The 24,797-nt window shown below is 65.8% G+C and carries 22 protein-coding genes; 20 read left to right on the top strand and 2 right to left on the bottom strand.

Features of this window, described 5'->3' with window-relative positions; translation table 11 throughout:
• Nucleotides 1–17: 17 nt before the first annotated feature.
• The 17 genes from BJQ94_RS15770 (at nt 18) to BJQ94_RS15690 (ending at nt 18,391) form a co-directional block, all read left to right on the top strand.
• Nucleotides 18–3,914, top strand: coding sequence for a DNA-directed RNA polymerase subunit beta' (locus BJQ94_RS15770; protein ID WP_265400100.1), 3,897 nt, complete (start codon nt 18–20; stop codon nt 3,912–3,914).
• A 152-nt stretch (nt 3,915–4,066) separates the two neighbouring features.
• Entirely contained in the window at nt 4,067–4,780 is a 714-nt protein-coding gene (locus BJQ94_RS15765) for a hypothetical protein (protein WP_265400101.1), read from the top strand.
• A 122-nt stretch (nt 4,781–4,902) separates the two neighbouring features.
• Nucleotides 4,903–5,601 (top strand): hypothetical protein, encoded by a 699-nt coding sequence (locus BJQ94_RS15760; RefSeq protein WP_265400102.1) that lies wholly within the window; start codon nt 4,903–4,905, stop codon nt 5,599–5,601.
• 75 nt (nt 5,602–5,676) lie between these two features.
• Nucleotides 5,677–6,357 (top strand): hypothetical protein, encoded by a 681-nt coding sequence (locus BJQ94_RS15755; RefSeq protein ID WP_265400103.1) that lies wholly within the window; start codon nt 5,677–5,679, stop codon nt 6,355–6,357.
• Nucleotides 6,358–6,460: 103 nt separating this feature from the next.
• Nucleotides 6,461–7,321 carry an A24 family peptidase gene (locus BJQ94_RS15750; RefSeq protein ID WP_265400104.1) on the top strand — a complete coding sequence of 287 codons (861 nt, stop codon included), beginning with the start codon at nt 6,461–6,463 and terminating at the stop codon, nt 7,319–7,321.
• A gap of 94 nt (nt 7,322–7,415) precedes the next feature.
• Nucleotides 7,416–8,426 carry a hypothetical protein gene (locus BJQ94_RS15745; protein ID WP_265400105.1) on the top strand — a complete coding sequence of 337 codons (1,011 nt, stop codon included), beginning with the start codon at nt 7,416–7,418 and terminating at the stop codon, nt 8,424–8,426.
• Nucleotides 8,427–8,462: 36 nt separating this feature from the next.
• A complete protein-coding gene (locus tag BJQ94_RS15740; RefSeq protein ID WP_265400106.1) occupies nt 8,463–8,951 on the top strand; it encodes a DUF6121 family protein in 489 nt (162 codons plus the stop codon).
• Between the two features lie 54 nt (nt 8,952–9,005).
• Nucleotides 9,006–9,854, top strand: a complete 849-nt coding sequence (locus BJQ94_RS15735) for a hypothetical protein (RefSeq protein WP_265400107.1) — start codon at nt 9,006–9,008, stop codon at nt 9,852–9,854.
• A gap of 55 nt (nt 9,855–9,909) precedes the next feature.
• A complete protein-coding gene (locus BJQ94_RS15730; RefSeq protein WP_265400108.1) occupies nt 9,910–10,551 on the top strand; it encodes a YitT family protein in 642 nt (213 codons plus the stop codon).
• A gap of 263 nt (nt 10,552–10,814) precedes the next feature.
• Entirely contained in the window at nt 10,815–11,459 is a 645-nt protein-coding gene (locus BJQ94_RS15725; protein ID WP_265400109.1) for a spermidine/putrescine ABC transporter substrate-binding protein, read from the top strand.
• 382 nt (nt 11,460–11,841) lie between these two features.
• Nucleotides 11,842–12,216, top strand: a complete 375-nt coding sequence (gene rpsL, locus BJQ94_RS15720) for a 30S ribosomal protein S12 (protein ID WP_055811472.1) — start codon at nt 11,842–11,844, stop codon at nt 12,214–12,216.
• Nucleotides 12,216–12,686 carry a 30S ribosomal protein S7 gene (rpsG, locus tag BJQ94_RS15715; RefSeq protein ID WP_066597688.1) on the top strand — a complete coding sequence of 157 codons (471 nt, stop codon included), beginning with the start codon at nt 12,216–12,218 and terminating at the stop codon, nt 12,684–12,686. Before rpsL ends, rpsG begins: the two co-directional genes overlap by 1 nt.
• Nucleotides 12,687–12,809: 123 nt before the next feature.
• The gene (gene fusA, locus BJQ94_RS15710) at nt 12,810–14,924 is read left to right on the top strand and encodes an elongation factor G (protein WP_275875511.1); all 2,115 of its coding nucleotides are present in this window, start codon (nt 12,810–12,812) and stop codon (nt 14,922–14,924) included.
• A 126-nt stretch (nt 14,925–15,050) separates the two neighbouring features.
• Nucleotides 15,051–16,244 carry an elongation factor Tu gene (tuf, locus tag BJQ94_RS15705; protein ID WP_088457194.1) on the top strand — a complete coding sequence of 398 codons (1,194 nt, stop codon included), beginning with the start codon at nt 15,051–15,053 and terminating at the stop codon, nt 16,242–16,244.
• Between the two features lie 189 nt (nt 16,245–16,433).
• Nucleotides 16,434–16,772, top strand: coding sequence for an excalibur calcium-binding domain-containing protein (locus BJQ94_RS15700; RefSeq protein WP_265400110.1), 339 nt, complete (start codon nt 16,434–16,436; stop codon nt 16,770–16,772).
• An 80-nt stretch (nt 16,773–16,852) separates the two neighbouring features.
• Nucleotides 16,853–18,037, top strand: a complete 1,185-nt coding sequence (locus tag BJQ94_RS15695; protein WP_265400111.1) for a CAP domain-containing protein — start codon at nt 16,853–16,855, stop codon at nt 18,035–18,037.
• 132 nt (nt 18,038–18,169) lie between these two features.
• A complete protein-coding gene (locus tag BJQ94_RS15690) occupies nt 18,170–18,391 on the top strand; it encodes an antitoxin (RefSeq protein ID WP_265400112.1) in 222 nt (73 codons plus the stop codon).
• 71 nt (nt 18,392–18,462) lie between these two features.
• Here the strand turns inward: BJQ94_RS15690 and BJQ94_RS15685 are convergent, their stop codons facing one another.
• Nucleotides 18,463–19,776, bottom strand: a complete 1,314-nt coding sequence (locus BJQ94_RS15685) for a UDP-glucose/GDP-mannose dehydrogenase family protein (RefSeq protein ID WP_265400113.1) — start codon at nt 19,774–19,776, stop codon at nt 18,463–18,465.
• 177 nt (nt 19,777–19,953) lie between these two features.
• Here BJQ94_RS15685 and BJQ94_RS15680 point away from each other — a divergent pair, with 177 nt between their 5' ends.
• The 3 genes from BJQ94_RS15680 to BJQ94_RS15670 all read left to right on the top strand — a co-directional run bounded on the left by BJQ94_RS15680 (nt 19,954) and on the right by BJQ94_RS15670 (nt 23,381).
• A complete protein-coding gene (locus tag BJQ94_RS15680) occupies nt 19,954–20,742 on the top strand; it encodes an NPCBM/NEW2 domain-containing protein (RefSeq protein WP_265400114.1) in 789 nt (262 codons plus the stop codon).
• A gap of 277 nt (nt 20,743–21,019) precedes the next feature.
• On the top strand, nt 21,020–21,961 hold the full coding sequence (locus BJQ94_RS15675) for a hypothetical protein (protein WP_265400115.1): 942 nt from the start codon (nt 21,020–21,022) through the stop codon (nt 21,959–21,961).
• 28 nt (nt 21,962–21,989) lie between these two features.
• The gene (locus BJQ94_RS15670) at nt 21,990–23,381 is read left to right on the top strand and encodes a hypothetical protein (protein WP_265400116.1); all 1,392 of its coding nucleotides are present in this window, start codon (nt 21,990–21,992) and stop codon (nt 23,379–23,381) included.
• On the opposite strand, the gene BJQ94_RS15665 is transcribed toward BJQ94_RS15670, so the two are convergent.
• A complete protein-coding gene (locus BJQ94_RS15665; protein ID WP_265400163.1) occupies nt 23,322–24,761 on the bottom strand; it encodes a lipopolysaccharide biosynthesis protein in 1,440 nt (479 codons plus the stop codon). The genes BJQ94_RS15670 and BJQ94_RS15665 overlap by 60 nt on opposite strands.
• Nucleotides 24,762–24,797 lie beyond the last annotated feature (36 nt).

The following is a 24,797-nucleotide window of genomic DNA, read 5'->3' as shown; positions in this document are numbered from 1 at the left end:
CTTTCCAAGGAGAGAAATTGCTCGACGTAACAACATTTGACGAGCTTCGCATTGGCCTGGCCACCGCCGACGACATCCGTCGTTGGTCGCACGGTGAGGTCAAGAAGCCCGAAACCATCAACTACCGCACGCTCAAGCCGGAAAAGGACGGTCTCTTCGGAGAGCAGATCTTCGGACCGTCCCGCGACTGGGAGTGCTCGTGCGGCAAGTACAAGCGAGTGCGCTTCAAAGGCATCGTCTGTGAGCGCTGTGGCGTAGAGGTCACGAAGTCGTCTGTGCGCCGTGAGCGCATGGGCCACATCGAGCTCGCCGCCCCCGTCACTCACATCTGGTACTTCAAGGGTGTGCCCTCGCGTCTCGGTTACCTGCTGGACATGGCTCCGAAGGACCTCGAAAAGGTCATCTACTTCGCCGCCTACATGGTCATCGAGGTCGACGAAGACGGTCGCCACCAGGACATGCCTGGGCTGGAGAACGAACTGCGCCTCGAGATCAAGACCCTCGAAGGTTCACGCGACTCCCGCATTGCTGACCGCCTGCAGCGCCTCGAAACTGACCTCGCAGCACTGGAGGCCGAAGGCGCCAAGAGCGACCAGAAGAAGCGCACCAAGGACGCCGCCGAAAAGGAGATGTCTCAGGTCCGCAAGGCCATCGACGAGCAGATCGCTCACCTCGAGCGTGTGTGGGAAGACTTCCGCACCCTCAAGGTCGGCGACCTGAAGCCGGAAGACTCCGTCTTCCACGAGCTCCAGGACCGCTTCGGCATGTACTTCGAGGCCTACATGGGCGCCGAGGCCATCAAGAAGCGCCTCGAGGCCTTCGACCTGGTCACCGAGAGCGAAAACCTGCACCTGCAGATCGCCGAGGGCAAGGGTCAGAAGAAGATCCGCGCCATCAAGCGTTTGCGCGTCGTCAATGCCTTCATCATGACCGGCAACTCGCCGGCCGCGATGGTGCTCGACGTCGTGCCGGTCATCCCGCCCGAACTGCGCCCGATGGTGCAGCTCGACGGTGGCCGTTTCGCAACCAGCGACCTCAACGACCTCTACCGTCGTGTGATCAACCGCAACAACCGTCTGCGTCGTCTGCTTGACCTCGGTGCCCCCGAGATCATCGTGAACAACGAGAAGCGGATGCTGCAGGAGGCCGTTGACGCGCTCTTCGACAACGGTCGTCGTGGCCGTCCCGTCACGGGTACCGGTAACCGCGCCCTCAAGTCCCTGAGCGACATGCTCAAGGGTAAGCAGGGTCGGTTCCGTCAGAACCTGCTCGGTAAGCGCGTCGACTACTCCGGCCGTTCGGTCATCATCGTCGGCCCGCAGCTGAAGCTGCACCAGTGTGGTCTGCCCAAGCAGATGGCGCTGGAGCTCTTCAAGCCGTTCGTGATCAAGCGCCTGATCGACCTGAGCCACGCTCAGAACATCAAGGCCGCCAAGCGCATGGTGGAGCGTTCACGCCCGCAGGTCTGGGACGTGCTCGAGGAGATCATCCGTGAGCGCCCGGTTCTGCTGAACCGTGCACCCACGCTGCACCGCCTCGGTATCCAGGCCTTCGAACCTCAGCTCGTGGAGGGTAAGGCCATCCAGCTGCACCCCCTCGTCTGTGCGGCGTTCAACGCCGACTTCGACGGTGACCAGATGGCTGTGCACCTGCCGCTGTCGATGGAGGCCCAGGCCGAAGCGCGCATCCTGATGCTCGCCTCGAACAACATCCTGAAGCCGTCCGACGGTCGTCCGGTGACCCTGCCCACACAGGACATGATCATCGGTCTGCACCACCTGACCACGCTCAAGGAAGGCGTCACCGGCGAAGGCCGCGCGTTCACCTCTGTCTCTGAGGCCATCCTGGCGTTCGACCAGAAGTCGCTCGACCTCAACGCCAAGGTGCGCATCCGCATCGCCGACCTGTACTTCACCGAGGGCACCCAGCCCGATGGTGTCGAGCTGGTCGACGGTCAGGCCGTCGGTACCGTGCTGGTGAACACCACGCTGGGCCGCGCCATCTTCAACGAGGCGCTGCCGGCCGACTACCCGTTCTTCGAGAAGGTCGCCGACAAGGGCACCCTCTCGGCGATCGTGAACGACCTGGCAGAGCGGTACCCGAAGGTGGAAGTAGCGGCAACGCTCGACCGCATCAAGGATGCCGGCTTCTACTGGGCCACTCGCTCCGGTGTGACCGTCGCGCTCAGCGACATCCTCACGCCGCCGAACAAGCCGCAGATCGTTGCCGGCTACGAGAAGATGGCCGCGAAGGTCCAGACGCAGTTCGAGAAGGGTCTGACGACCGACCTCGAGCGTCGTCAGGAACTCATCCAGATCTGGACGAAGGCGACCGAAGACGTCGCCGCGGCCATGCAGGCGAACTTCCCGGCCGACAACACGATCAACCGGATGGTCACCTCTGGTGCTCGTGGTAACTGGCTGCAGGTGCGAAACATCGCCGGTATGCGTGGTCTGGTTAACAACCCGAAGGGTGAGATCATCCCTCGCCCGATTATCTCGAGCTACCGCGAAGGCCTGTCCGTCGCCGAGTACTTCATTGCTACTCACGGTGCTCGTAAGGGTCTGGCCGACACCGCTCTGCGGACCGCAGACTCCGGGTACCTCACGCGTCGTCTCGTCGACGTCTCGCAGGATGTCATCATCCGCGAAGACGACTGCGGCACGACCAAGGGTCTCGACCTGCCGATCGCCACGAAGGATGCCGCGGGAGTTCTCTCGCGTCACCCCAACGTGGAGAACGCGGTTTACGCTCGCAGCCTGGCCGCCCCCGCGGTCAACGCCAAGGGCGAGGTCGTTGCTGACGCCGGAGACGACGTCGGTGACGTGATGATCGAGAAGCTGGTCGCGGCCGGTGTCGAGAACATCAAGGTGCGCTCGGTGCTGACCTGCGAGTCTGCTGTCGGTGTGTGTGCGGTCTGCTACGGCCGTTCGCTCGCTACCGGCCTGCTCGTGGACATCGGAGAGGCCGTCGGCATCATCGCCGCACAGTCGATCGGTGAGCCCGGCACGCAGCTGACCATGCGTACCTTCCACACCGGTGGTTCCGCATCCGCAGACGACATCACCCAGGGTCTGCCCCGGGTGCAGGAGCTCTTCGAGGCGCGTACCCCCAAGGGTGCATCGCCGATCGTCGACGTTGCCGGCCGCATCACCATCGAGGACACGGATCGTAGCCGCAAGGTGATCCTGACCCCCGACAACGGTGACGAAGCCATCGCCTACCCGGTGCTCAAGCGCGCGACCCTCCTCGTTGAGGATGGCCAGCACGTGGAGCTCGGCACGCAGATCATCATCGGCGCCGTCGACCCGAAGGAAGTACTTCGAGTCAAGGGTGTCCGCGCGGTGCAGAAGCACCTCGTCGGTGGCGTGCAGGATGTCTACCGTTCGCAGGGCGTGCCGATTCACGACAAGCACATCGAGGTCATCGTTCGTCAGATGCTTCGCAAGGTGACTGTCGTCGAGCACGGCGACACCGGCCTGCTGCCGGGCGAGCTCGTTGACCGGTTGAAGTACAACGAACTCAACCGCACCGCGCTCACCGAGGGCAAGAAGACGGCTTCGGCTCGTCAGGAAGTCATGGGTATCACCAAGGCTTCACTGGCAACCGAGTCCTGGCTGTCGGCCGCTTCCTTCCAGGAGACCACCCGGGTTCTGACCCAGGCGGCCATGGAAGGCAAGAGCGACCCGCTGATGGGCCTCAAGGAGAACGTGATCATCGGTAAGTTGATCCCGGCCGGCACCGGTCTTCCCCGCTACCGCGACGTCAACGTCGAGGCAACGGATGAAGCCAAGGCTGAGCGTTACCCGAACCGCATCTTCACCGATGATGCAGCGTTCACCGAGGGTGACCTGAGCTTCGTCGACTTCGACAGCTTCTCGTCGGACGACTTCACCCCCGGTACGTACAACTAACCGAGAGTGATTCCCGGATGGCCCCCTGCTTCGGCAGGGGGCCATTCCCCGTTAACCCGTCCCGCTGGTCGAGCGCGTCAGACCCGTGACCCCTCCCATAGCGCTCCGTACCCAGCGGACTATCCTCGAAGGTAACCGCGAGGAAGATACTCATGGGCGCTGCACATTCACCGGCACCCCCTCCGGCGAATCGCCGGCTGTGGGTGATCATCGGGGTGCTCGCCGCTCTGTTGGCGCTGGCGGTCATCATCATCGGTGTGCTCTGGGCGCGCGGCGCGCCCACCCCGGCCGCCACCGGCGGGGCCCGTCCCACACCGTCGGCCACCGCCGCGCCCAGCATTGCCGAGCCGTCCGCACCCTCCACCGGTACCGCCTCGCCCGCCCCCGGCAGCTCTGCCGCACCCGGCACGCCCCGGCCCGCATCCTGTGACGAGCTGTACAGCCCGGAGATGGTGGCTGCCTTCGGCGACATGGTGCTCAATCCGGCCTGGCTGGACGATCCGGAACTGGACATGAAGATCGGCGAGGACGATCCGGTGCTGCAGGGAGTCATCGACGCCAACGACTCGCTGCTCTGCCAGTGGGCCAAGCCGGAGGGGCCATCCGGCGCCGGGGTCTCCACCACTGTGGTGTGGGTGGACGCCGCGGACAGCGCCACGGTGCAGGCGCATCTGGCCGACCGCGGCGACGACTGCTTTGACCAGCAGGGTGGGCTGCGCTGCACGACAGAAACCTTCACCGAGGAGGGCTACTTCGGCGAGTCGCATTTCCTCCGCGACGGAATCTGGCTGGCCACGGAGTACTCCAGCGCAGGCCCGGAGGGCTACACCCTCGACATGGTGGACTCCCTCTGGCCGGAGGGCTAGCGCCGCAGTGGCGCGCAACGCTGTGTTGCGCGACCTGATGCCGCCACTCGCCCGCCCGGCGACGGCTTCCGGGCGGATGCCGCCGCTAGGCTGGGGGAAATTCGTCAAGGGGGGTCACCGCCATGGGTGCTGCAACGTCGCCGACCGGTTCGCCGTCCAGACGCCCGCTCTGGGTGGCCTTGGGCGCCATCGGCGTGGTGCTGGTCGTGGCCCTGCTCGTGGTCCTCGTCGTCTGGCGCGGGGGAGCGGGCACGCCGTCCTCCGACGACAGCCTGCCCGGCGTCCGCCCCACCCCGTCCACCTCAGCTGCTCCCCTCTCGGTCGCCAGCGCCGCTCCCACGACCAGCACGCCGGCTGGACCGAAGCCGACCTCCTGTGACGAGATCTACAGCCCCGCCATGATGACGACGTTCAGCGAGACCCGCACCCTCAACCCCGCCTGGACCGTGGGCTCCGATGATGTGCTGCAGGTCGGCACCACCGACGAGGAGCTCGCCGGCCTGATCGAGGGCGACGAGCACCTCACCTGCATCTGGGCGGCAGAAGGCGGCGGCTCGGACAGCGGCCTCACGACCAACGTGGTCTTCGTCACCGCTGCCCAGTCCGAGGCCGTGCACGCGCGCCTGAACGCCATCGGCCAGAGCTGCTACGAAGAGCTCGGCGGCATCCGCTGTGTCATCGAAACCGCCAAGGACAGCGACGGCAGCTCGGGGGAGTCGCACTTTCTGCGGGACGGCATCTGGCTCGCGACCCACTTCGTGAATGCGGGCCCGGATGGCTACACTCACGACATCGTGGCCACCATCTGGGCCGGCGCGTAGCCTCCACCTCCCTCGCCCCGCCCGGGCTATGCTGTGCGCAAAATCCTCCGGGAGGACCGCGCTCAGGGAGGCCGAATGCCCGACCATGGAACACCGACCATCACACCGGGGCGGGAGTGGGCGCTGCTGATCCTCGGCGGCATCGTCACCGTGCTCGTGCTCGTCGCGGCAGCCTGGGTGCTGTTCACGCCCCGGGCCGCGAACACGCCTGAGGCCGAGCCGGCTGCCCGCCCGGTTCCCACCGCGACGCCGGAACCCACGGCGGTGACCGCGCCGACGGCCGCCGTGGCCCCCGGCACGCCCAAACCGGCCTCCTGCACCGACATCTACAGCCCCGAGATGGAAGACGCGTTCGGTGATCTGGTACTCAATCCGGAGTGGACCACCGAACCCGGCGCCGACGTGCGCGACGGCGCCGACGACCCGGACCTGCTGAAGATCATCGCCAGCAGCGAGCATCTCAGCTGCCGGTGGGTCAGCCCCGACGGCGCGTCGGGCAGCGGCGTCTTCACGAGCCTGGTGTGGGTCACCGAGGAACAGGCGGCGGCGGTCGAGACTCGACTCCGCGCGCTGGGTTTCGAGTGCTACGAGGAGCTGGAGGGCCTGCGCTGCATCACCGAAACCAGCTCAGACACCGACACCGCCGGTCAGTCGCACTTCCTGCGCGGCGGCATCTGGCTGGCGACCCAGTACGTCAACGCCGGCCCTGACGGCTACACCCACGACATGATCAACACCATCTGGGCCGGGGCCTGACCCCTGTTGCGGGGCTGCCGTGCCGTGTTCCCGGCGGGTTAGCGTGGCTGGCAGCAGCACCGATTCGCCTCCGGCCGTGCCGGCGGACCCCGAGGAATGCTCCGTGACCGCACCGATTCTGACGGCACTCGTGCTCGTCGGCCTGCTCGGGCTCCCGGTTGGCTCGTACCTCACGGTCGCCGTTCATCGCGTGCCGCGCGGGGACTCCGCCTCGACGATGCCCGGCTCGTGCCCCCGGTGCGGGCGGCCGATCGCCGTGACGGACGCGGTGCCGCTACTGTCCTGGCTGCTGCTGCGCGGCCGCTGCCGCAGCTGCGGGGCGCCGATCTCGGTCCGTTACCCGCTCGTGGAGGCGGGAACTGCCGTGTTCTTCACGGTCGTGGCCTGGTGGGCATTGGTCGGGCCCGGGCGCGGTCTCAGCGCCGGCGGCCACGCATCCGTCGGTGTCGGCCTGATGCTGGCGCCCTACCTGTACCTGGCCGCGGTGAGCATCGTGCTCTGCCTCATCGACCTGGACACGCACACCCTGCCCGATCGGGTGGTCCTGCCGGCGTACCTCATCGGCGGGGCGTTGCTCGCGGCCACGGCGATCGCCCGGGGCGAGCCCAGCCGGCTGCTCGCCGGGGTGCTCGGCCTCGTCTTCCTCTGGTCGCTCTACTTCTTGCTCGCCGTGCTGTCCCCTGGCGGCATGGGCTTCGGCGATGTGAAACTGGCCGGGCTGCTCGGCCTGTACCTGGGCTGGCTCGGCTGGGGTCCGCTCGTGGTGGGCGGGCTGGGTGCGTTCCTGCTCGGCGGTGTTTTCGCCGTCGTCCTCCTGGCGACCAGGCGGGTGGGCCGCACCGGCGGCATCCCGTTCGGTCCGTGGATGCTGGCCGGCGCCTGGACGGGCATCCTGGCCGGAGAACTCCTCTGGGAGGCCTACCTGGGCTCCGTCAGCTTCGCCGCCGCGCCCGGTTCCGGCTGATCCGCCGCGCGCCGGAGGTTCCGTCGACTTCCCGCCCCGCGTTGATACAGTGTCAGCAGAGAGCTACGGCCACGAGGCTCACAAGGAGTGCAGCATGACCGACACGACGCCCCCTGAGGGACACCAGAACCACAACCCGGATGCGCCCACCGAGCGTATCGAGGCCGAGACCACAGCGCCGGAGCCCACCACGGTTGCCGACCCGACTGTGCCGGCCGACGACAGCACGATCGAACCGGCCGAGACCCCGGAGCCGACCACCGAGACTGCCGCGTACGTTCCCGGCGAGCCCATCGACTACGAGCCGGCCGTCGCACATGACGCCCCGACCGAAAAGGTGGAGCGGATCACGGCGCTGCCGGAGCCTACCACGGCCGAGCCCACCCAGGCCGAGGTCGCCCGGGACGAAGCGGTCGCCCAGCACAAGGACTACACGCCCGCGTTCGTACCCGCCACCACCGTCGTTCCCACCCCGGCCGCGGCCGGCCAGCCGGTCGCACAGCCCGTGACCACGCCGGCGACGCAGCAGTTCGCGCCCAGCCCCGTGTACGTCACCGCACCCACCCCGCCCAAGAAGCTGGGCAACCGGGCCGCCGGCATCCTCATCGGTGTGATCGCCACGGCGGTCTTCGCCGGCGTGTACGCGCTCATCGCGTTCTTCATCTCCGCGGGCGGCGCAGCCAACATGGCCGACGCGACAGCCCGGTTCACCGACTTCCTGGTGCTGCCGGTCTTCTACCTGCCGGTGATCTTCTTCTTCCTCGCGTTCGCCCTGATGGTCTCCGTCATCAACCGAGCCGGATGGTGGGCGTACGTGCTCGGCGGATTCCTCGTTGCCGTTGTCGTCTACTTCTCCTACATCGGCGGCGCACTGCTCGCCGTGCAGGCCTGGACGCTGACCGCGACGGAGGCCGCACGCTTCATCAGCACGCAGTGGCTGAACCCGGGTGCCATCGCGGCGGCCATCGTGGCCCGCGAGGTGCCCATCTGGTTCGGCGCCTGGATCGCCCGCCGTGGCCGTGCCGTCACCGCCAAGAACGTGGCGGCCCGCCAGGAGTACGAGCGTCAGCTCGCTGAAGGACCCCAGCTCGCCCGTCCGGTCTAGTCCGGGGCGGTAACCAGAGGGTGTGAGGAGCACACCGTGCGCGACTACCAGAAGTACGCGACAGTGCTCGCGGTCTTCGCCACGGTGCTCTTCGCTGCCCTGCTTGTGGCCGCGTTCGGGATGATCAGCCTCGCCACCAACCAAGACGTCATCGCCGACCGGTCCGCCGGCCCGCTCGTCGGGCCAACGATGGCGGCTGTCGTCGTGGTCTTCGTGCTCGTGATGCTGCTGGCCCTCGGGGTCAACACCCCGCCGGACCAGCAGCGCGTCGCGGTCGGTTTCTCCCTCGCGGCGGGAGCCGGCGCGTTTGTGCTGTTTCTCCTCACCGGCGCGGCCCTGGTGGCCTTCGGCTCGGGCGACCTCGTCGCCGGCCTGGTGTTCGCCGGGGCAATGATCGCCAGCCCGTTCGCGATCGCGGTGGGTGTACTCGCCTTCGTCGTCACCCTCACCTATTCGGTCCTGCTCGCCTCCCACTACGGTGAACACGGCCGGCCGCTCTGGCCCTGGGAGCGCCGCGGCGAGTAGAGTCCCGTCCTCCCCACGGTGGCAAAGACCCATCATCTGAAAGCCACGACACCCATGAGCCATAGCGTCGCCGACACACAGGTCAACACCGGCCGCAATTCCCGAGGTGTGATCCTGCTCACGATCGGCGTGGTGCTCACCGTCACGGCCATGACCGTGCTCGCCGTGCTGTTGCTGTTGCTGTCGTCGTTGCAATCGGATGCGCTGGCCCGCATCAACGAGGAGAACCTCTCCTATCGCGCCGAGTTCGGCTTCGTGGAGCGGCAACTCTCGGCGGTGTCAGCATTGGTCGCGCTGCCGGCCATCCTGTTGGTCACCGCAACCTGCTTCCTCATCCCGGGCTACCTGCGCCGTCGTGCCACCACCATCGGGCGCGGCACCAGCACCACAGCGACCTCCTTGCCGCTGCCGCTGGGCGTGCACGCCGCCTGGGCGTTGGCCCCGCTGACCGGGTGGGTATTACTGGTGCTCCGGCCACTGCTCAACCTGCTCGGCGGCACGGCCTGGCCGGCCGGTCTCAGGTATGAGAACGCCGATGCGGTGTGGCTGATGTTGGCCGCGTACGGCGGCCTGTCGAGCGCACTGTTCGTCACGATCCTGGTGTCACTGCTCAAGAAGGTCGTCTACGTACGGCACATCACCGCCCAGCCCTCGGATGTCGACGGCAGTGCCGCTCAAGGCATCTGGCGCTGGGTGACGTTCCGCTGGCGATTCGACCTATGGCTTGCGGGCATCGGCGGCGTTTTCGTGGGACTCTGCTGGATCGCCCTGGGCTTTGGCGACACCCCCTTCTTCCTCAGCACACTCGCGATCGGGCTGGTTCTCGTGGCTTCGGGCGTGCTCCTTGCCGTCAACTACTGGCGGGCTGGCGAGCCGCTCGGCGCGGGCGAGTCCTACGCCTGAGCACGAAGTACGATGGCGTAATGACCTGCGCCACTGTCCGTCCGGGATTACGCGCATGACGCGCACCGTGCCCGCCCCGATCGTCGACCCTTCGGAGCGTCCGCAGCGGGTGCCGCACTCCCGCTTCGAGAACGTGGTGGCCCTGTTCATCGGCACGTTCGCGGTGTCGTTCGGGCTTTACCTGCTCAAGGAGGTCGGTGTCGCCACGGGTGGCACCGCCGGTATCGCACTGTTGGCCAGCTACGCCACCGACTGGTCGTTCAGCGTGTGGTTCGTGATCGTGAACGTGCCCTTCTTCGCCCTGGCGATCCGCCGGATGGGCTGGCGTTTCACGGTGAAGACCCTGGTGGCCGTGGTCATGGTCTCGCTCTTCTCCGAAGTGCATCCGCTGATGCTCGAGATCCGCCACATGGACCCGATCTACGCCACCCTGCTGGGCAGCCTCCTGGCCGGCATCGGCCTGATCGTACTGTTCCGACACCAGGCCAGCCTCGGCGGCGTCAACATCCTCGCGCTCTACCTGCAGCAGAGCCGCGGCTGGCGGGCCGGCTACGTGCAACTGGTGGTCGACGTGCTCATCGTGCTCGCGGCGTTCGCCACCCTGCCCCTGCCGATGGTGCTGCTCTCGGTGGTGGGCGCGGTCATCCTCAACATGATCATCGCCATGAACCACCGCCCCGACCGTTACTTCGGCTGACCCCGCCGGCGTCGGCATCACCGACTTGCGGCAAACGCCCCCCAGAATCCGCGTGAAGGGGCACTTTGCGGAATCTCGAGACAGTGCCACTCGCCGACTTGCCGCAAATGCCCCCTTCAGTGGACCGGAGAGGGCACTTTGCGGCAAGTCGACGCCGACCCGCACGTCGCCCAGCCCGATTGCGCAGATCATGCAACGGGTGGCCGGGATTCACTCGAATTAGTCGGTGACCGCAGGCCCCGCACCGACTAAACTTGACAGCCATGGATGCATCCATCGAGTCGCGGGTCGACCGCGAGGTCGAGGCCTGGTTGCGTTGGGTTCCGCGGTGGCGGCCCGGCACGCACCGGGCACGCTCCAGACTCTGCCAGCAGTGCCTGGGCTCACCGGTGCTCAAGGCCGCTGGACTCGTCACGGATGTGCCGCATGCCGTGCAGCACCCGCTCTCGATGCGGATCAAGACGATCGTCGAAGACGAGGTCGAGAACTACACCGCGCAGAACCTGCCGATGCTCGACCGGGAACTCGGGCTGATCGAGGAGCGCCGGGCCGCGCAGGCCTACCGCCCGCTGGAGGGCCTCGGCCCGGAGTTCGACGGGATCGACCTCGATGCGCCGCCGCCGGAACCAGACTCTCCGTACCTGTTCACCTTCGAAGAACTCGCCCAACCGCTCAGCGCCGACGACCCCGAGCTGGTGCCCCCGCCGCTGACCATCGAGGAGAAGGCGGCCTTGCGCGTGGAGATGCGCCTGGCCGACGACTTCGCCACCCTCGTGGGCAAGCGGGTCTGTGCTGCCCTGGCCGGGCATCGGGCGGAGCTGCGGCGCGCGGTGGATACCTTCGTTGAACCGCAGGTGCAGGCGTTGCTGGCCGATCTGGGCAGCACCCTCGACCCGCACGGCACGTAGATCGGCTCGCGGGGTCTACTTCGACAGGCTCAGCACGGCGTCGACAGGCTCGACCAGCGGTTGGGTCTCGACCACCGCGGAACTTGGAGCCGCTTGACCCGCACCTCCGCCCGGGTTAGCATTGACCGGTGTGCGCTTTGTCGTGCGCTTCAGTTATGCCACTTCGTTGTTCCAACATCGGGTTGCACTTCAGACGCCCCGACACTCCACGCAGACAGGGTTTGCTCTCCGAGCGGCCCCCACGGCATACCCACCAGATCGACCGGAAGTAATTTCGTGATGTCCGGCGGGTCCAGATGAACTCGATGAGCACTGAGAAGTGCGATTCGAATGCTTTGACATCAGTCAGCTGTCACCGTGCAGCAAAAACAAGGAGTTATTAGTGCCCACCATTCAGCAGTTGGTGCGAAAGGGACGCAGCCCCAAGGTCACCAAGACCAAGGCTCCCGCCCTGAAGTCCAACCCCCAGCAGCGCGGCGTTTGCACGCGCGTGTACACGACCACCCCGAAGAAGCCGAACTCGGCTCTCCGCAAGGTTGCTCGCGTCAAGCTGTCCAACGGTACCGAGGTCACCGCCTACATCCCCGGTGAAGGCCACAACCTGCAGGAGCACTCGATGGTGCTCGTTCGCGGCGGTCGTGTTAAGGACCTCCCCGGTGTTCGTTACAAGATCGTTCGTGGCGCCCTGGACACCCAGGCAGTCAAGAACCGCAAGCAGGCTCGTAGCCGCTACGGCGCCAAGATGGAGAAGAAGTAATGCCTCGTAAAGGCCCAGCGCCCAAGCGTCCCGTTATCGCTGACCCGGTATACGGCGCCCCCATTGTTAGCCAGCTGGTCAACAAGATCCTCCTCGACGGCAAGAAGGGCCTCGCCGAGCGCATCGTTTACGATGCACTCGAAGGCGTTGTTGCCAAGAACGGTGCGGATGCTGTTGTCACGCTGAAGAAGGCACTCGACAACGTGCGCCCGACCCTCGAGGTGCGTTCGCGCCGCGTCGGTGGTTCCACCTACCAGGTGCCCGTCGAAGTCAAGCCGCACCGTGCGAACACCCTCGCGCTGCGTTGGTTGACCAGCTACGCCAAGGCGCGTCGCGAGAAGACCATGACCGAGCGTCTCACCAACGAGATCCTCGACGCGTCCAACGGCCTCGGTGCCGCTGTGAAGCGTCGTGAGGACACTCACAAGATGGCTGAAGCGAACAAGGCTTTCGCTCACTACCGCTGGTAGTCGCTACCCGCTGGTCGACCTCGTCGAGACCTGGTCTCGACAAGCTCGACCAGCGGGGCAGGCTCGTCCTGCAGTTAGGCCTGTTCAACCTCATCTTTCTTTCAACACTTCCGGAGGACACCCGTGGCACTTGACGTGCTCACCGACCTGAGCAAGGTCCGCAACATCGGCATCATGGCCCACATTGATGCCGGCAAGACCACCGTTACCGAGCGCATCCTGTTTTACACGGGTGTCAACCACAAGATCGGTGAGACGCACGATGGCGCCTCCACGATGGACTGGATGGCACAGGAGCAGGAACGTGGCATCACCATCACGTCCGCTGCCACCACGTGTTTCTGGGCCGGTAACCAGATCAACATCATCGACACCCCCGGCCACGTGGACTTCACCGTCGAGGTGGAGCGTTCGCTCCGCGTCCTCGACGGCGCTGTCGCCGTGTTCGACGGCAAGGAGGGCGTTGAGCCCCAGTCCGAAACCGTCTGGCGCCAGGCCGACAAGTACGACGTGCCCCGCATTTGCTTCGTCAACAAGATGGACAAGCTCGGCGCCGACTTCTTCTACACCGTCGACACCATCGTCAAGCGCCTCGGCGCGAAGCCGCTGGTCATCCAGCTCCCGATCGGCGCCGAGAACACCTTCGAAGGTGTTGTCGACCTGGTCGAGATGCGTGCGCTGACCTGGCGTGGCGACTCCAAGGGTGACGTCGAGATGGGCTCCAAGTACGCCATCGAACCGATCCCCGAAGACCTCGTCGAGCAGGCTGCTGAGTACCGCAAGCTGCTCCTCGAGACCGTCGCCGAGACCGACGATGACCTCATGGAGAAGTACTTCTCCGGCGAAGAGCTCACCGTTTCCGAGATCAAGCACGCGATCCGCAAGCTCACGGTCGCCAGCGAGATCTACCCGGTCCTCTGCGGTTCCGCGTTCAAGAACCGTGGCGTGCAGCCGATGCTGGATGCCGTTGTCGACTACCTGCCGACCCCGCTCGACGTGCCGGCCATCGAGGCCCACGACGCGCGCGACGAAGAGGTTGTCGTTCTGCGCCACCCCACGTCGGAGGAGCCGTTCACGGCCCTCGCGTTCAAGGTTGCCGTTCACCCGTTCTTCGGTCGACTGACCTACGTGCGCGTCTACTCCGGTCACCTGGACACCGGCGCGCAGGTCATCAACTCGAGCAAGGGCAAGAAGGAGCGCATCGGGAAGATCTTCCAGATGCACGCCAACAAGGAAAACCCGGTCAGCTTCGTCACCGCCGGTCACATCTACGCGGTCATCGGCCTCAAGGACACGACCACCGGCGACACCCTGTGCGACCCGCAGCACCAGGTCGTACTCGAGTCGATGACGTTCCCTGACCCGGTTATCGAGGTTGCCATCGAGCCGAAGACCAAGCAGGACCAGGAAAAGCTGGGTCTCGCGATCCAGAAACTGGCCGAAGAAGACCCCACTTTCCGTACCGAGCAGAACCAGGAAACTGGCCAGACGGTCATCAAGGGAATGGGCGAGCTTCACCTGGACATCCTCGTCGACCGCATGAAGCGTGAATTCAACGTTGAGGCGAACGTCGGCAAGCCCCAGGTTGCATACCGCGAGACGATCAAGAAGGCCGTCGAGCGTCACGACTACACGCACAAGAAGCAGACCGGTGGATCCGGCCAGTTCGCGAAGATTCAGATCGCGATCGAGCCGCTTGAAATCACTGCCGACAAGTCGTACGAGTTCGTGAACAAGGTCACCGGTGGACGTATCCCGCGTGAGTACATCCCTTCGGTTGACGCCGGAATCCAGGATGCCCTCAACGTGGGCGTGCTCGCCGGCTACCCGATGGTCGGCGTCAAGGCGAGCCTGCTTGACGGTGCCGCTCACGACGTCGACTCCTCGGAGATGGCGTTCAAGATTGCCGGTTCGATGGGCTTCAAGGAAGCCGTTCGTAAGGCAAACCCCGTTCTTCTCGAGCCGTTGATGGCTGTCGAGGTGCGCACCCCTGAGGAATACATGGGTGACGTCATCGGTGACCTCAACTCTCGTCGTGGCCAGATCCAGACCATGGAGGACGCACAGGGCGTGAAGGTTATTCGCGCGAACGTTCCGCTGTCGGAGATGTTCGGTTACATCGGCGACCTGAGGTCCAAGACCTCTGGCCGCGCGGTGTACTCGATGACCTTCGAGAGCTACCAGGAGGTCCCGAAGGCTGTTGCCGACGAGATCATCCAGAAGAACAAGGGCGAATAACCCACCGGCCTTCGGGCCGAATCGCTTAGGCCTCCTGGCCCGAGTAACATAAGTACACAAATCCAGCAGTTCCACCGGGCGTAAACCAACGTCCGGTGGAGCCGAGAGTCCTGAGGAGGACCCACAGTGGCCAAGGCCAAGTTCGAGCGGACCAAGCCGCACGTAAACATCGGAACGATCGGTCACGTTGACCACGGAAAGACCACGCTGACGGCAGCGATCTCGAAGGTCCTTGCCGACACGTTCCCTTCCAAGACCAACGTTCAGCGCGACTTCGCGTCGATCGACTCCGCTCCCGAAGAGCGCCAGCGCGGCATCACGATCAACATCTCGCATGTTGAGTACGAGACCGAGAAGCGTCACTACGCACACGTTGACGCCCCGGGCCACGCTGACTACATCAAGAACATGATCACCGGTGCTGCTCAGATGGACGGCGCGATCCTCGTGGTTGCCGCTACTGACGGCCCGATGGCTCAGACCCGTGAGCACGTTCTTCTCGCCAAGCAGGTCGGCGTGCCGTCCCTGCTCGTCGCGCTGAACAAGTCCGACGCGGTCGACGACGAAGAGATCCTTGAGCTCGTTGAGCTCGAGGTTCGCGAACTGCTCTCCAGCCAGGGCTTCGATGGCGACAACGCCCCCGTCGTTCAGGTTTCCGCCCTCAAGGCGCTCGAGGGAGACCCCAAGTGGGTTGCCAAGATCCTCGAGCTCATGCAGGCAGTGGATGACTACTTCCCGGAGCCCGTCCGCGACAAGGACAAGCCCTTCCTGATGCCGATCGAGGACGTCTTCACGATCACCGGTCGTGGAACCGTCGTCACCGGCCGCGCCGAGCGTGGAACCCTCAAGATCAACTCCGAGGTCGAGGTTGTCGGCATCCGCCCGACCATCAAGACCACGGTCACTGGTATCGAGATGTTCCACAAGCAGCTCGACGAGGCATGGGCCGGCGAGAACTGTGGTCTTCTTCTTCGTGGCACCAAGCGCGAAGACGTTGAGCGCGGCCAGGTTGTCGTCAAGCCGGGTTCGGTCACGCCGCACACCGACTTCGAGGGCACCGCGTACATCCTGTCAAAGGATGAGGGTGGGCGTCACAACCCGTTCTACGCGAACTACCGCCCGCAGTTCTACTTCCGCACCACCGACGTCACCGGCGTCATCACGCTGCCCGAGGGCACCGAGATGGTCATGCCCGGCGACACGGTTGAGATGACCGTCGCGCTGATCCAGCCGATCGCCATGGAAGAGGGCCTCGGCTTTGCTATCCGTGAAGGTGGCCGCACCGTCGGCGCCGGAACCGTCATCAAGGTTCTCAAGTAATTCACTAGACCTGCTCACTCGCTGAGCTAGTCGAACACAACAGGGTCGGTCCTTCGGGACCGGCCCTGTTGTCGTTAACCCGTGCCCGCTGATCGAGCCTGCACCTCTGGTCGAGCTTGTCGAGACCCCGCAACCCAGTACTGTTCAGGAGGGCGCACACAACGGGCGCCCGAGAGCCTTGGGGGACCCATGCGCAACACCCACACCAACCTGCCCACTTCCGGCCGCCTCATGGTCTTCTCGGTTGGCGTGGTTCTGTGCCTGGGTCTGAGCGCCGGAGCAGCCCCCGCAATCGCTGCCACCCAGACCGGGACGTCGACGGTAACCAAGGTCGCCGTGACGGTGTTCAAGAACTGCACCGCTCTGAATGCCAAGTATCCCGGCGGTGTGGCCAAGACCGGGGTCACCGGCAACCTCGTGAACGGCAAGAAGCGACCGTTCACGAAGAAGCCGGTCTTCTCGACCCCGCTGTACGCGGCGAACAAGAAGAGCGACCGCGACAAGGACGGCATCGCCTGCGAGCGATGATCGGCTCCCGTTCCCGCCGCTCGATGACGCGCTAGTCTTCAGCCAGGGTGCACACGGATGCCCCCGATACAGGGGGACCCATGCGTCATCACATCCGTCCGCCTTCGCTGCTCCTGCGGCGCGGTGCGGCCATGATCACGGCCCTGGTTCTCGCCCTGGGCGTCGGGCTGACCGGCCCGGCTGCCCCCGCCCACGCGGCAGCCGGTGACACCGCGACGATCGTTTCCCAGACCAACGCCGCTCGCGCCGCCAAAGGTCTCCCCGCGCTGAAACGCAACGCCGCCATGGATACGGTGGCGCAGGCCTGGGCCGTGAAGATGGCCGCGGACGGATACCAGCACAACCCGGACTACTCCAGCCAGATCCCGGCCGGCTGGTCGATGGCGGCGGAGAACATCGCCTGGAACTACAGCTCGGCCACCGTGGTGCGGGCCTGGCTCAACTCGCCGGGACACTACGCGAACATCATGACCGCGCACACCGACATCGGCGTCGGATACTACGTCGCGCGGAACGGCGAGATCTTCTCAGTGCAGAACTTCGCCCGGTACCCGGCACTCACCGGCGACGCACCGACAGTGTCCGGTGTGCCCAGGGCTGGTCAGGTTCTGACGGCCGCACCCGGCACCTGGTCGCCTGCGCCTGTGGCGCTGAGCTATCAGTGGTTGCGGGCGGGAGTGGCCATCTCTGGGGCGAACGCGCGCACCTATGTGGTGAGAAACGCCGACGCAGCGCGGACACTGACGGTCTCGGTGACCGGTAAGAAGACGGGCTACTCGAGCGTCACGAAAACCTCGACGCCGACGTCCGCAGTCACCGGCACCATCACAAACGCGCCCGTCCCCACTGTCGGCGGTGTCGTGCGAGTAGGTCAGACGGTTGGGGCGGCCGCGGGAACCTGGGCGCCGGCGCCGATAACACTGATCTACCAGTGGAAAAAGGCCGGCACGGTGATGGCGGGGGAGACCGGCCGAACCTACGTCATCCGTCCGGACGACGTGGATGCCGTGCTGAGCGTGTCGGTGACCGGCAGCCGGGCCTCCTATGCGGCGGTCACCAAGCAGTCGGCCGCCACCATCAGGGTCGCCGGTGTCGCATATCCCAGCTGCACGGCACTGCGGGCCGCGTACCCCAGCGGCGTTGCTCGGGCGGGCCTGAGCGGCGAGACTCTGGCGCAGGCCGGCTCGCCGCGAGTTTCGAATGCGCTGTATGCGCTGAATACGGCCAGGGACGTCGACAGCGACGGGATCGCCTGCGAGCCCTGACCGCCGGTCGAGCCTCGTGCGATGGTTGAGCCCGTGCGCTGGCCGAGCCCCGTGCGCTGGTCGAGCTTGTCGAGACCCCGCAACCCGATCTACCCTCGATACAACCCCGCACGCTTCAGAACGGAGAAGTTCATGAACCTCAACGACATCACCCGCAAGGCGCAGGAGTTCCTCAAGACCGAGAAGGGCGAGGAGATCAGCGACAAGGTGCTCGACGGCGGCGCGGCCGTCGCCAACAAGGTCACCGGCAACAAGCACGCTGACAAGATCCAGACCGCGCGGGAGACCGCAGACAAGCACCTCGGCCGCGACGGTGGCGACACCGGGCAGACCCCTGGCAACGACCCGAAGTGAGTCGACTTAACGAATGACACCGGCCGGGATGCGTGATCTGCGCATCCGAGCCGGTGTCTTTGTTGATGTGCCTAAGGGCGACCCATGCCGGTGTAGGTCCAGCCCGCGGCGCGCCAGGCGGCGGCGTCGAGGGCATTGCGGCCGTCGATGATCGTGCGGGTCTTCACCAGGGTGGCGGCCCAGACCGGGTCGATGTTTACGAACTCGGGCCACTCGGTGACGAGCACCACGAGGTCCGCGCCCTGCAGGGTCTGCTCGATGTCCGACTCGTAGCGCAGCTGGGGATGCTTCGCCTGTGCGTTCTTGATCGATTTGGGGTCGTTCGCCACCACGTCGGCACCCAGCCCGTGCAGCTGAACGGCCACGTCGAGGGCGGGGGAGTCACGCACATCGTCGGAGTGCGGCTTGAAGCTCAGGCCCAGAACCGCGACCTTGCCGTCGTGCAGGCTCTCGCCCAGGGCAGCGGTGGCCAGGTCGACAACATGGCTTCGTCGGCGGAGGTTGATGGCATCGACCTCTTTGAGGAAGGCAACCGAGTCGCCCCGGCCGAGCTCCTCGGCGCGGGCGGTGAACGCGCGGATGTCCTTGGGCAGGCAGCCGCCGCCGAAGCCGACACCGGCGTTGAGGAAGCGGCGGCCGATGCGGGCGTCGAATCCGATGGCGTCGGCCAGCTGAGTCACGTCGGCTCCGGTGACTTCGGCGATCTCGGCCATGGCGTTGATGAAGCTGATCTTGGTGGCGAGGAACGCGTTGGCGGCGACCTTGACGAGTTCCGCGGTGGCATAGTCCGTCACCACGAGCGGGGTGCCCGCATCGATCGCGGCCGCATACACCTCGTTGAGCAGAGCGACGGAACGTTCGCCGACGGCACCGGGAGCGACTCCGTAAACCAGCCGGTCGGGGCTGATGGTGTCCTGCACGGCGAAACCCTCGCGCAGGAACTCAGGGTTCCAGACCAACGAGGCGCCGCTGCCGGAGTCCGTGATCAGGCTGGCGAGCCTGGCCGCTGTGCCCACGGGCACCGTGCTCTTTCCCACGACCAGGTCGCCCTCGGCCAGGTGGGGGATGAGGCCGGTGATCGCGGCATCCACGTAGGTGAGGTCGGCAGCGTGGCTGCCGGCCTTCTGCGGCGTGCCGACGCCGACGAAGTGCACCTGGGCGCCCGCGGCGTCGGCGATGTCTGTGCTGAAGCGCAGACGCCCGGTGGCCGTGGCCTTGGTGAGGATCTCGGAGAGGCCTGGTTCGAAGAACGGCGGCTTGCCCTGAGCCAGTTGGGCGATCTTGTCGGCGTCCACGTCGATGCCCACGACGTCATGGCCGAGCTCCACCATGGCCGACGCGTGCACCGCCCCGAGATAGCCGCATCCGATTACCGATAGCTTCATGCGCTGTAGTCCATAGGCACAAGACTATTGCCCGCCGGGGGATGTCCCCGTTGGGGAGGGCGTCGGCCCGGGAACGGGGGCTGCCGCCGTCGCACAGACGTGCAATATATTCCGAGCGGGGAAGCCCCGTCACCCGGACGGGATGCCAGTGACGGGCCCCCACGCCAAGGGGGAACAATGAACCATAGATGGACTCGAAAGATCGCTCTGAGCGGATCGGCACTCGTCGTCGCACTCGGCCTCGTCCTGGGCGGAATCGCGCCGGCCAACGCCGCAACCGCACCGAAGATCTCGATCAAGCTCACCAGGGTCGGTAGCTCGCAGACGGTGACGGGGGACAACGTGTCGTTCAGCGGAACCGTGTCTCCGCAGCTTCGGGGCCGGAAGATCACCCTGCAGCGGATGGACCAGGGGAAAAGTGCCTGGGTGTCGGTCGGGGCGGCCACGGTGAGCTCCAAGGCCACCTTCTCAGTGAAGGGTAAGGCGGCCGGGATGGGCGCCAACAAGTGGCGGGCCGTGTATACCGGTACTTTCTCCTACAAGTCGGCGACGCTGTCGACAACAGTGTCGAAATGGCTGTATCTTGACGACCTCGACGCGGTGAGTCATGACCTCTATGACTTCACCACGGCGAACGTGGGCGGCAAGACCTACACCAAGGGGCTGACCGGAGGCGTGTGGTGGGGCGAGGGCACCTCTGTCTACAACCTCTCCTACAAGTGCTCCAGCTTCATTTCCGGGATAGGTCTGGACAACACGACCTCCAGCGGAGCGAAGGCCCTCTTCTTCACCGATCTTGACGGCGCCGAGAAGGTCTGGGCCAGCGCGATCGGTGTGGGCAACGGCCGAGCCATCCAATTGGACACCCGCGGGGCGTTCAGGCTGACAGTGGGCGCGCGCCCAGTGGCAGGCAACCCGACAGTGGTCTTCGGCAATGCGCGCATCCTCTGCTCGGGAATGCCGTAACTGCACGCGCACATCCGGTGAGGCCCGGCCGCTCTGCGGAGCCGACGGGCCTCACCCGTCTGTGTGGATGCGGATCCGCTTGCTGGGAAAAGGCCTGATGCGGCACGCAGAATGCGCGGCGGTCAGGCCTGGGCGGCCGATTATGGGATCATAGAGGTTCGTCGCCTTCGGCGCAGAACCATGTGCGTCGGACTCTGGCCGGCATAGAGAGGGGTCTAATGCAGGCATACAACGAACGTTCCAGCCGCACGACGGCAGTCTTCGGGGAGCTCGTCTAGTGGCGTCTGTTCCTCCCAGCGCCAACGAGCCGGGCATTGTCGGCGTCCTTGTCGTCAACTACTTCAGCGCCGACGCCGTCGCCCTGCTGCTCGCGTCCCTGGCCGCTCACGCCGGGGACTGCGTCGTACATGTCTCGGTGGTTGACAACAGCTGCGACCCGATCGAGTTCCGTCGGCTCAGCGACGCCGTGCTGCAACCGGCCGACTCCCCACTCCTGGTGCGCGCGACGGCCTCCGACACCAATCGCGGCTACGCCGGCGGCAACAACCTCGCCTGGTCGCTGCTGGCCGACGTTGCGTCCGCCGTGGATGTCGTTGTGGTCGCCAACCCCGATGTTGAACTGGCGGAGGGCTCCTTGGCGACACTCGTCGCCGCGAGCCGGGCTCAGCCCGCCACCCTCTTCGGGGTGCGCACCGTCACGGGCGGCATCACCTACTCCGGCCTGGGCGCCATCGACAGGCGAAGCGGCCAGTCGCGACAGATCGCGCTTGACCAGCCGCCGACGCCCGCGGAGCTCACCTACCCGACCGGGCATTTCCTGGCGGTCGCTCGGGAGCACTGGGAGCGGCTCGGCGGGCTGAGCGAGGACTACTTCCTCTACTCGGAAGAGGTGGACCTGATGCTGCGGGCAACGGCCGCCGATCCGGCTGTCACGGTCGGCACCATCGACTCCGTCCTCCTGCGCCACTCCGGCGGCCTCACCACCGGCTCCGGCGACTCGATGACCGAGAAGTCCCTGGCCACCTATCTGCACGGCACGCGCAGCCGGGTCATCCTCTTTCGCAAGCACCGCAGCTTGACGCGATACCTCCCGATGGTCGTCGGCGCCCGTTTGCTCTGGTCGTTGAAGGTGCTGGCGGTTGCCGGGTTCCCCTCGGCCAAGGCCGTGTGGTCCGGCATCGCGCAGGGCTTCACCTGGCGGGCAGGTACGAACCGATGAGGTCGATTACAAACGAACGGTGGCCGTCATGGAGCTAGTGGCTGCGATCGTCGGAGTGGTGCTCCTGGCGATCATCCTGGTACGCGTGCGAGTGACCGTGATGTTGTTCCTGGTCTACAACTTCGCCGGAGCCGCGACCGGTCTGGCCCTGTACGCCAGGGACGGCATCGCCGAATGGTCGACCGTGATCGCCTACACGGCCTGCGTCGTCGCGATCCTCGTCGGTTTCGTCGCCGGGGGGTACCTCCGTCCAGCGATCAAACGGGTGCTCCCCTCTCGGGCGCTGCCTCCGATGCCGCAGATCTTCCGGATGCCGGATACCGCGGTGAGCCTCGTGGTCTGGACCGTCGGCCTGATGGCGCTGTACCACTTGATCGCGAGCGGCATCCCGCTGTTCGCGGATTCCATCGAGGTCGAACGCTTCGACTTCACCTCGTCCGGATTCTTCGGCATCCCCGGCCGCATGTACCTCTACGGCGTCCCGCTGAGCTGGATGCTCGCCACGGCTTCGGCCCAAGCGCACGGCTACCGCTGGCGCGACTATCCGGCCTGGTGGGTGGCGACGGGGTTCTACATCCTCACGTCACTGTTGTCCGGGTTCAAGAGCGGTCTGTTGGCCATGGCCGTCACCGGCATCATCGCCGCCATCGTCATCACCGGCGCCCGCGTCAAGGTCGGACAGCTGGTGGCCAGGTACTGGTTGCTGCTGTGCGTGCCCGTGGTCTTCGGGCTGTTGGTGGCCACGACCTATTCGAGCTATCAGAAGAGCGACGTGCCGCTCTGGCGCCAGCTGATCGATCGGGTCACCCTGGTCGGGGCCGAGCCGAAACAGTTCGCCATTGAGCACAACGTCGCCGGCACACTGAACACGGGCGTCCTGAGCGATTTCTGGTACTACATCCAGAAATACACCGGGGCGGACATGACCGGCCAGTATTCGCTCGAGCGAGCGGTGTCGGCCAAGATCATCAACGCCAATCCCGCCAGTGACGCCTGGACCACCCCGGTGACGGTGGGCGGGTTCCCCGAGCTCATCTTCTCGTTCGGGCTGCCGATCGCCATCATCGTCACGCTCCTGGTAGGCATCGTCCTGCAGCTTCTGCACAGCCGGAGCATCAATCCGCTCGGCCTGTTCCTGCGTGCGGTCACCGTGTACGGCATCTACACCTGGCTGCTCAAGGGCGGACTCGCCTACTACGTCATCAACGTGTCCGCCGTGACCGTGATGGTCCTCGGCCTGCTCGTCATCTTCACCCTGCTGACCCAGTTGGTCACCAGCCGAACGGTGCCGTCAGGGCTGCGCCGGTTCAACGACGCGGTCTTCGCACACCGGGCGGGACGCGGTTGGAACCTGCCCCGGCTACCTCGCCCGACTCTTAAGAACGGAAAGCACGTCCTTCACCGTCGAACGCGACACTAGAAGCGTTCCGCCGGCGATGATGGCGGCGACCACGACAAGGTCGACGGCCATCTTCACCCAGGGGAAGTCCGACAGTGCGGGCCACAGCGCGTTGAGGGCGAAGCCGGCGCCGACGCCGACCACGGTCACGAAGAACGGTACGGCCCAGGCGCCCAGGTATCTCGACACCTTCAAGCCGATCTGGCGCTTGAGCACCAGCATGCGCACGGGCCAGTACAGGTACTGGCGAGCCACGACGGCCGCTGCCACGCCCATGACGCCCCAGTTCACGCCGACCAGGACCAGCAGCACACCGAACACGGTCTGGCCCAGGGTGAGGTAGAACGCCGATTTGGCGTGCCCGGAGGCGATCAGCACACTGCGGTCGAAGTAGAGGATCGCGTTGAGCGCGCCCAGCAGGGTAAGGACCTGCAGGATGGGCACGGCCAGCGTCCACTGTGCGCCGAGGACGATCGGGATGGCCAGCGGCGCGAGCACCGCGGTGAGGCCGAAGATCGGGATCGCCGCCGTCGCGGTGACCCGGGTGAGCTTGTAGAACCAGGTGCGGAGGCGCGCCGGGTCGCCCTGCAGGCGCGAGAAAGCGGCCAGGCTCACGTTGGAGAACACCGACGAGAACAGTTCGATGAGGATCGCGATGATGTTCATCGCCATGTAGTAGTAGCCGAGCGCCTCGGTGCTGAGGTAGAGGCCGATGAGCAGGCGATCCGCCTGGGAGTTGAGGTAGCCGACCAGCTCGATGCCGACGATGCTGAAGCCGACCCGCCACAGGTCGCGGAAGGCCTGAGCCGAGATCGCGAACCCAGGCCGCCAGTCACTGACCGCCCACAGGGCGATGGCGCCGGCCGTCGCGCTGACCACGCTCTGAATGACGAGGCTCCAGACTCCCAGCCCCGACAGTGCGGCGATGATCGCCGCGGCCCCGCCGATGGTGGTCGCGGTGAGGCGCCGGATGGCCAGCGACTTGAACTTGAAATCGCGCTCGAGGAGCGACGCCTGCGTCACCGAGAGCGCGTTGATCATCAGCGTCAGGCCCAGGCAGGCCGCCACTGGAGCCAGGCCCGGTGTGCCGAAGAGCTGCTCAATGGGTTGCGCGGCCAGGGCGATGGCCGCTGCCAGGACGACGCCGATGGCGATGGAGGTCCAGAACGCCGTATCCCGGTGCTTGTTCGTGATGGTTTCACGCTGGATCAGCGCCCGGCCGAATCCGGAGTCGACGAAGACCGTGGCCAACGCCAGCACCGTCGTGGCGAGGGCGACCAGACCGAAGTCTTCCGGGGAGAGCAGCCGGCCCAGGACGACGAGGACGACGAGGGTCGTGCCGCGCGCGCCCCACTTGTCGACGATGGACCAGGAAACTGATTTGGTTGCGTCTTTGCGCAGTGTATCGACGATGAGCTGACCCCTTATGGCCTTGGG

Source organism: Cryobacterium sp. SO2 (assembly GCF_026151165.2).
GTDB lineage: Bacteria > Actinomycetota > Actinomycetes > Actinomycetales > Microbacteriaceae > Cryobacterium.
This window is presented reverse-complemented; position numbering and strand designations above follow the sequence as displayed.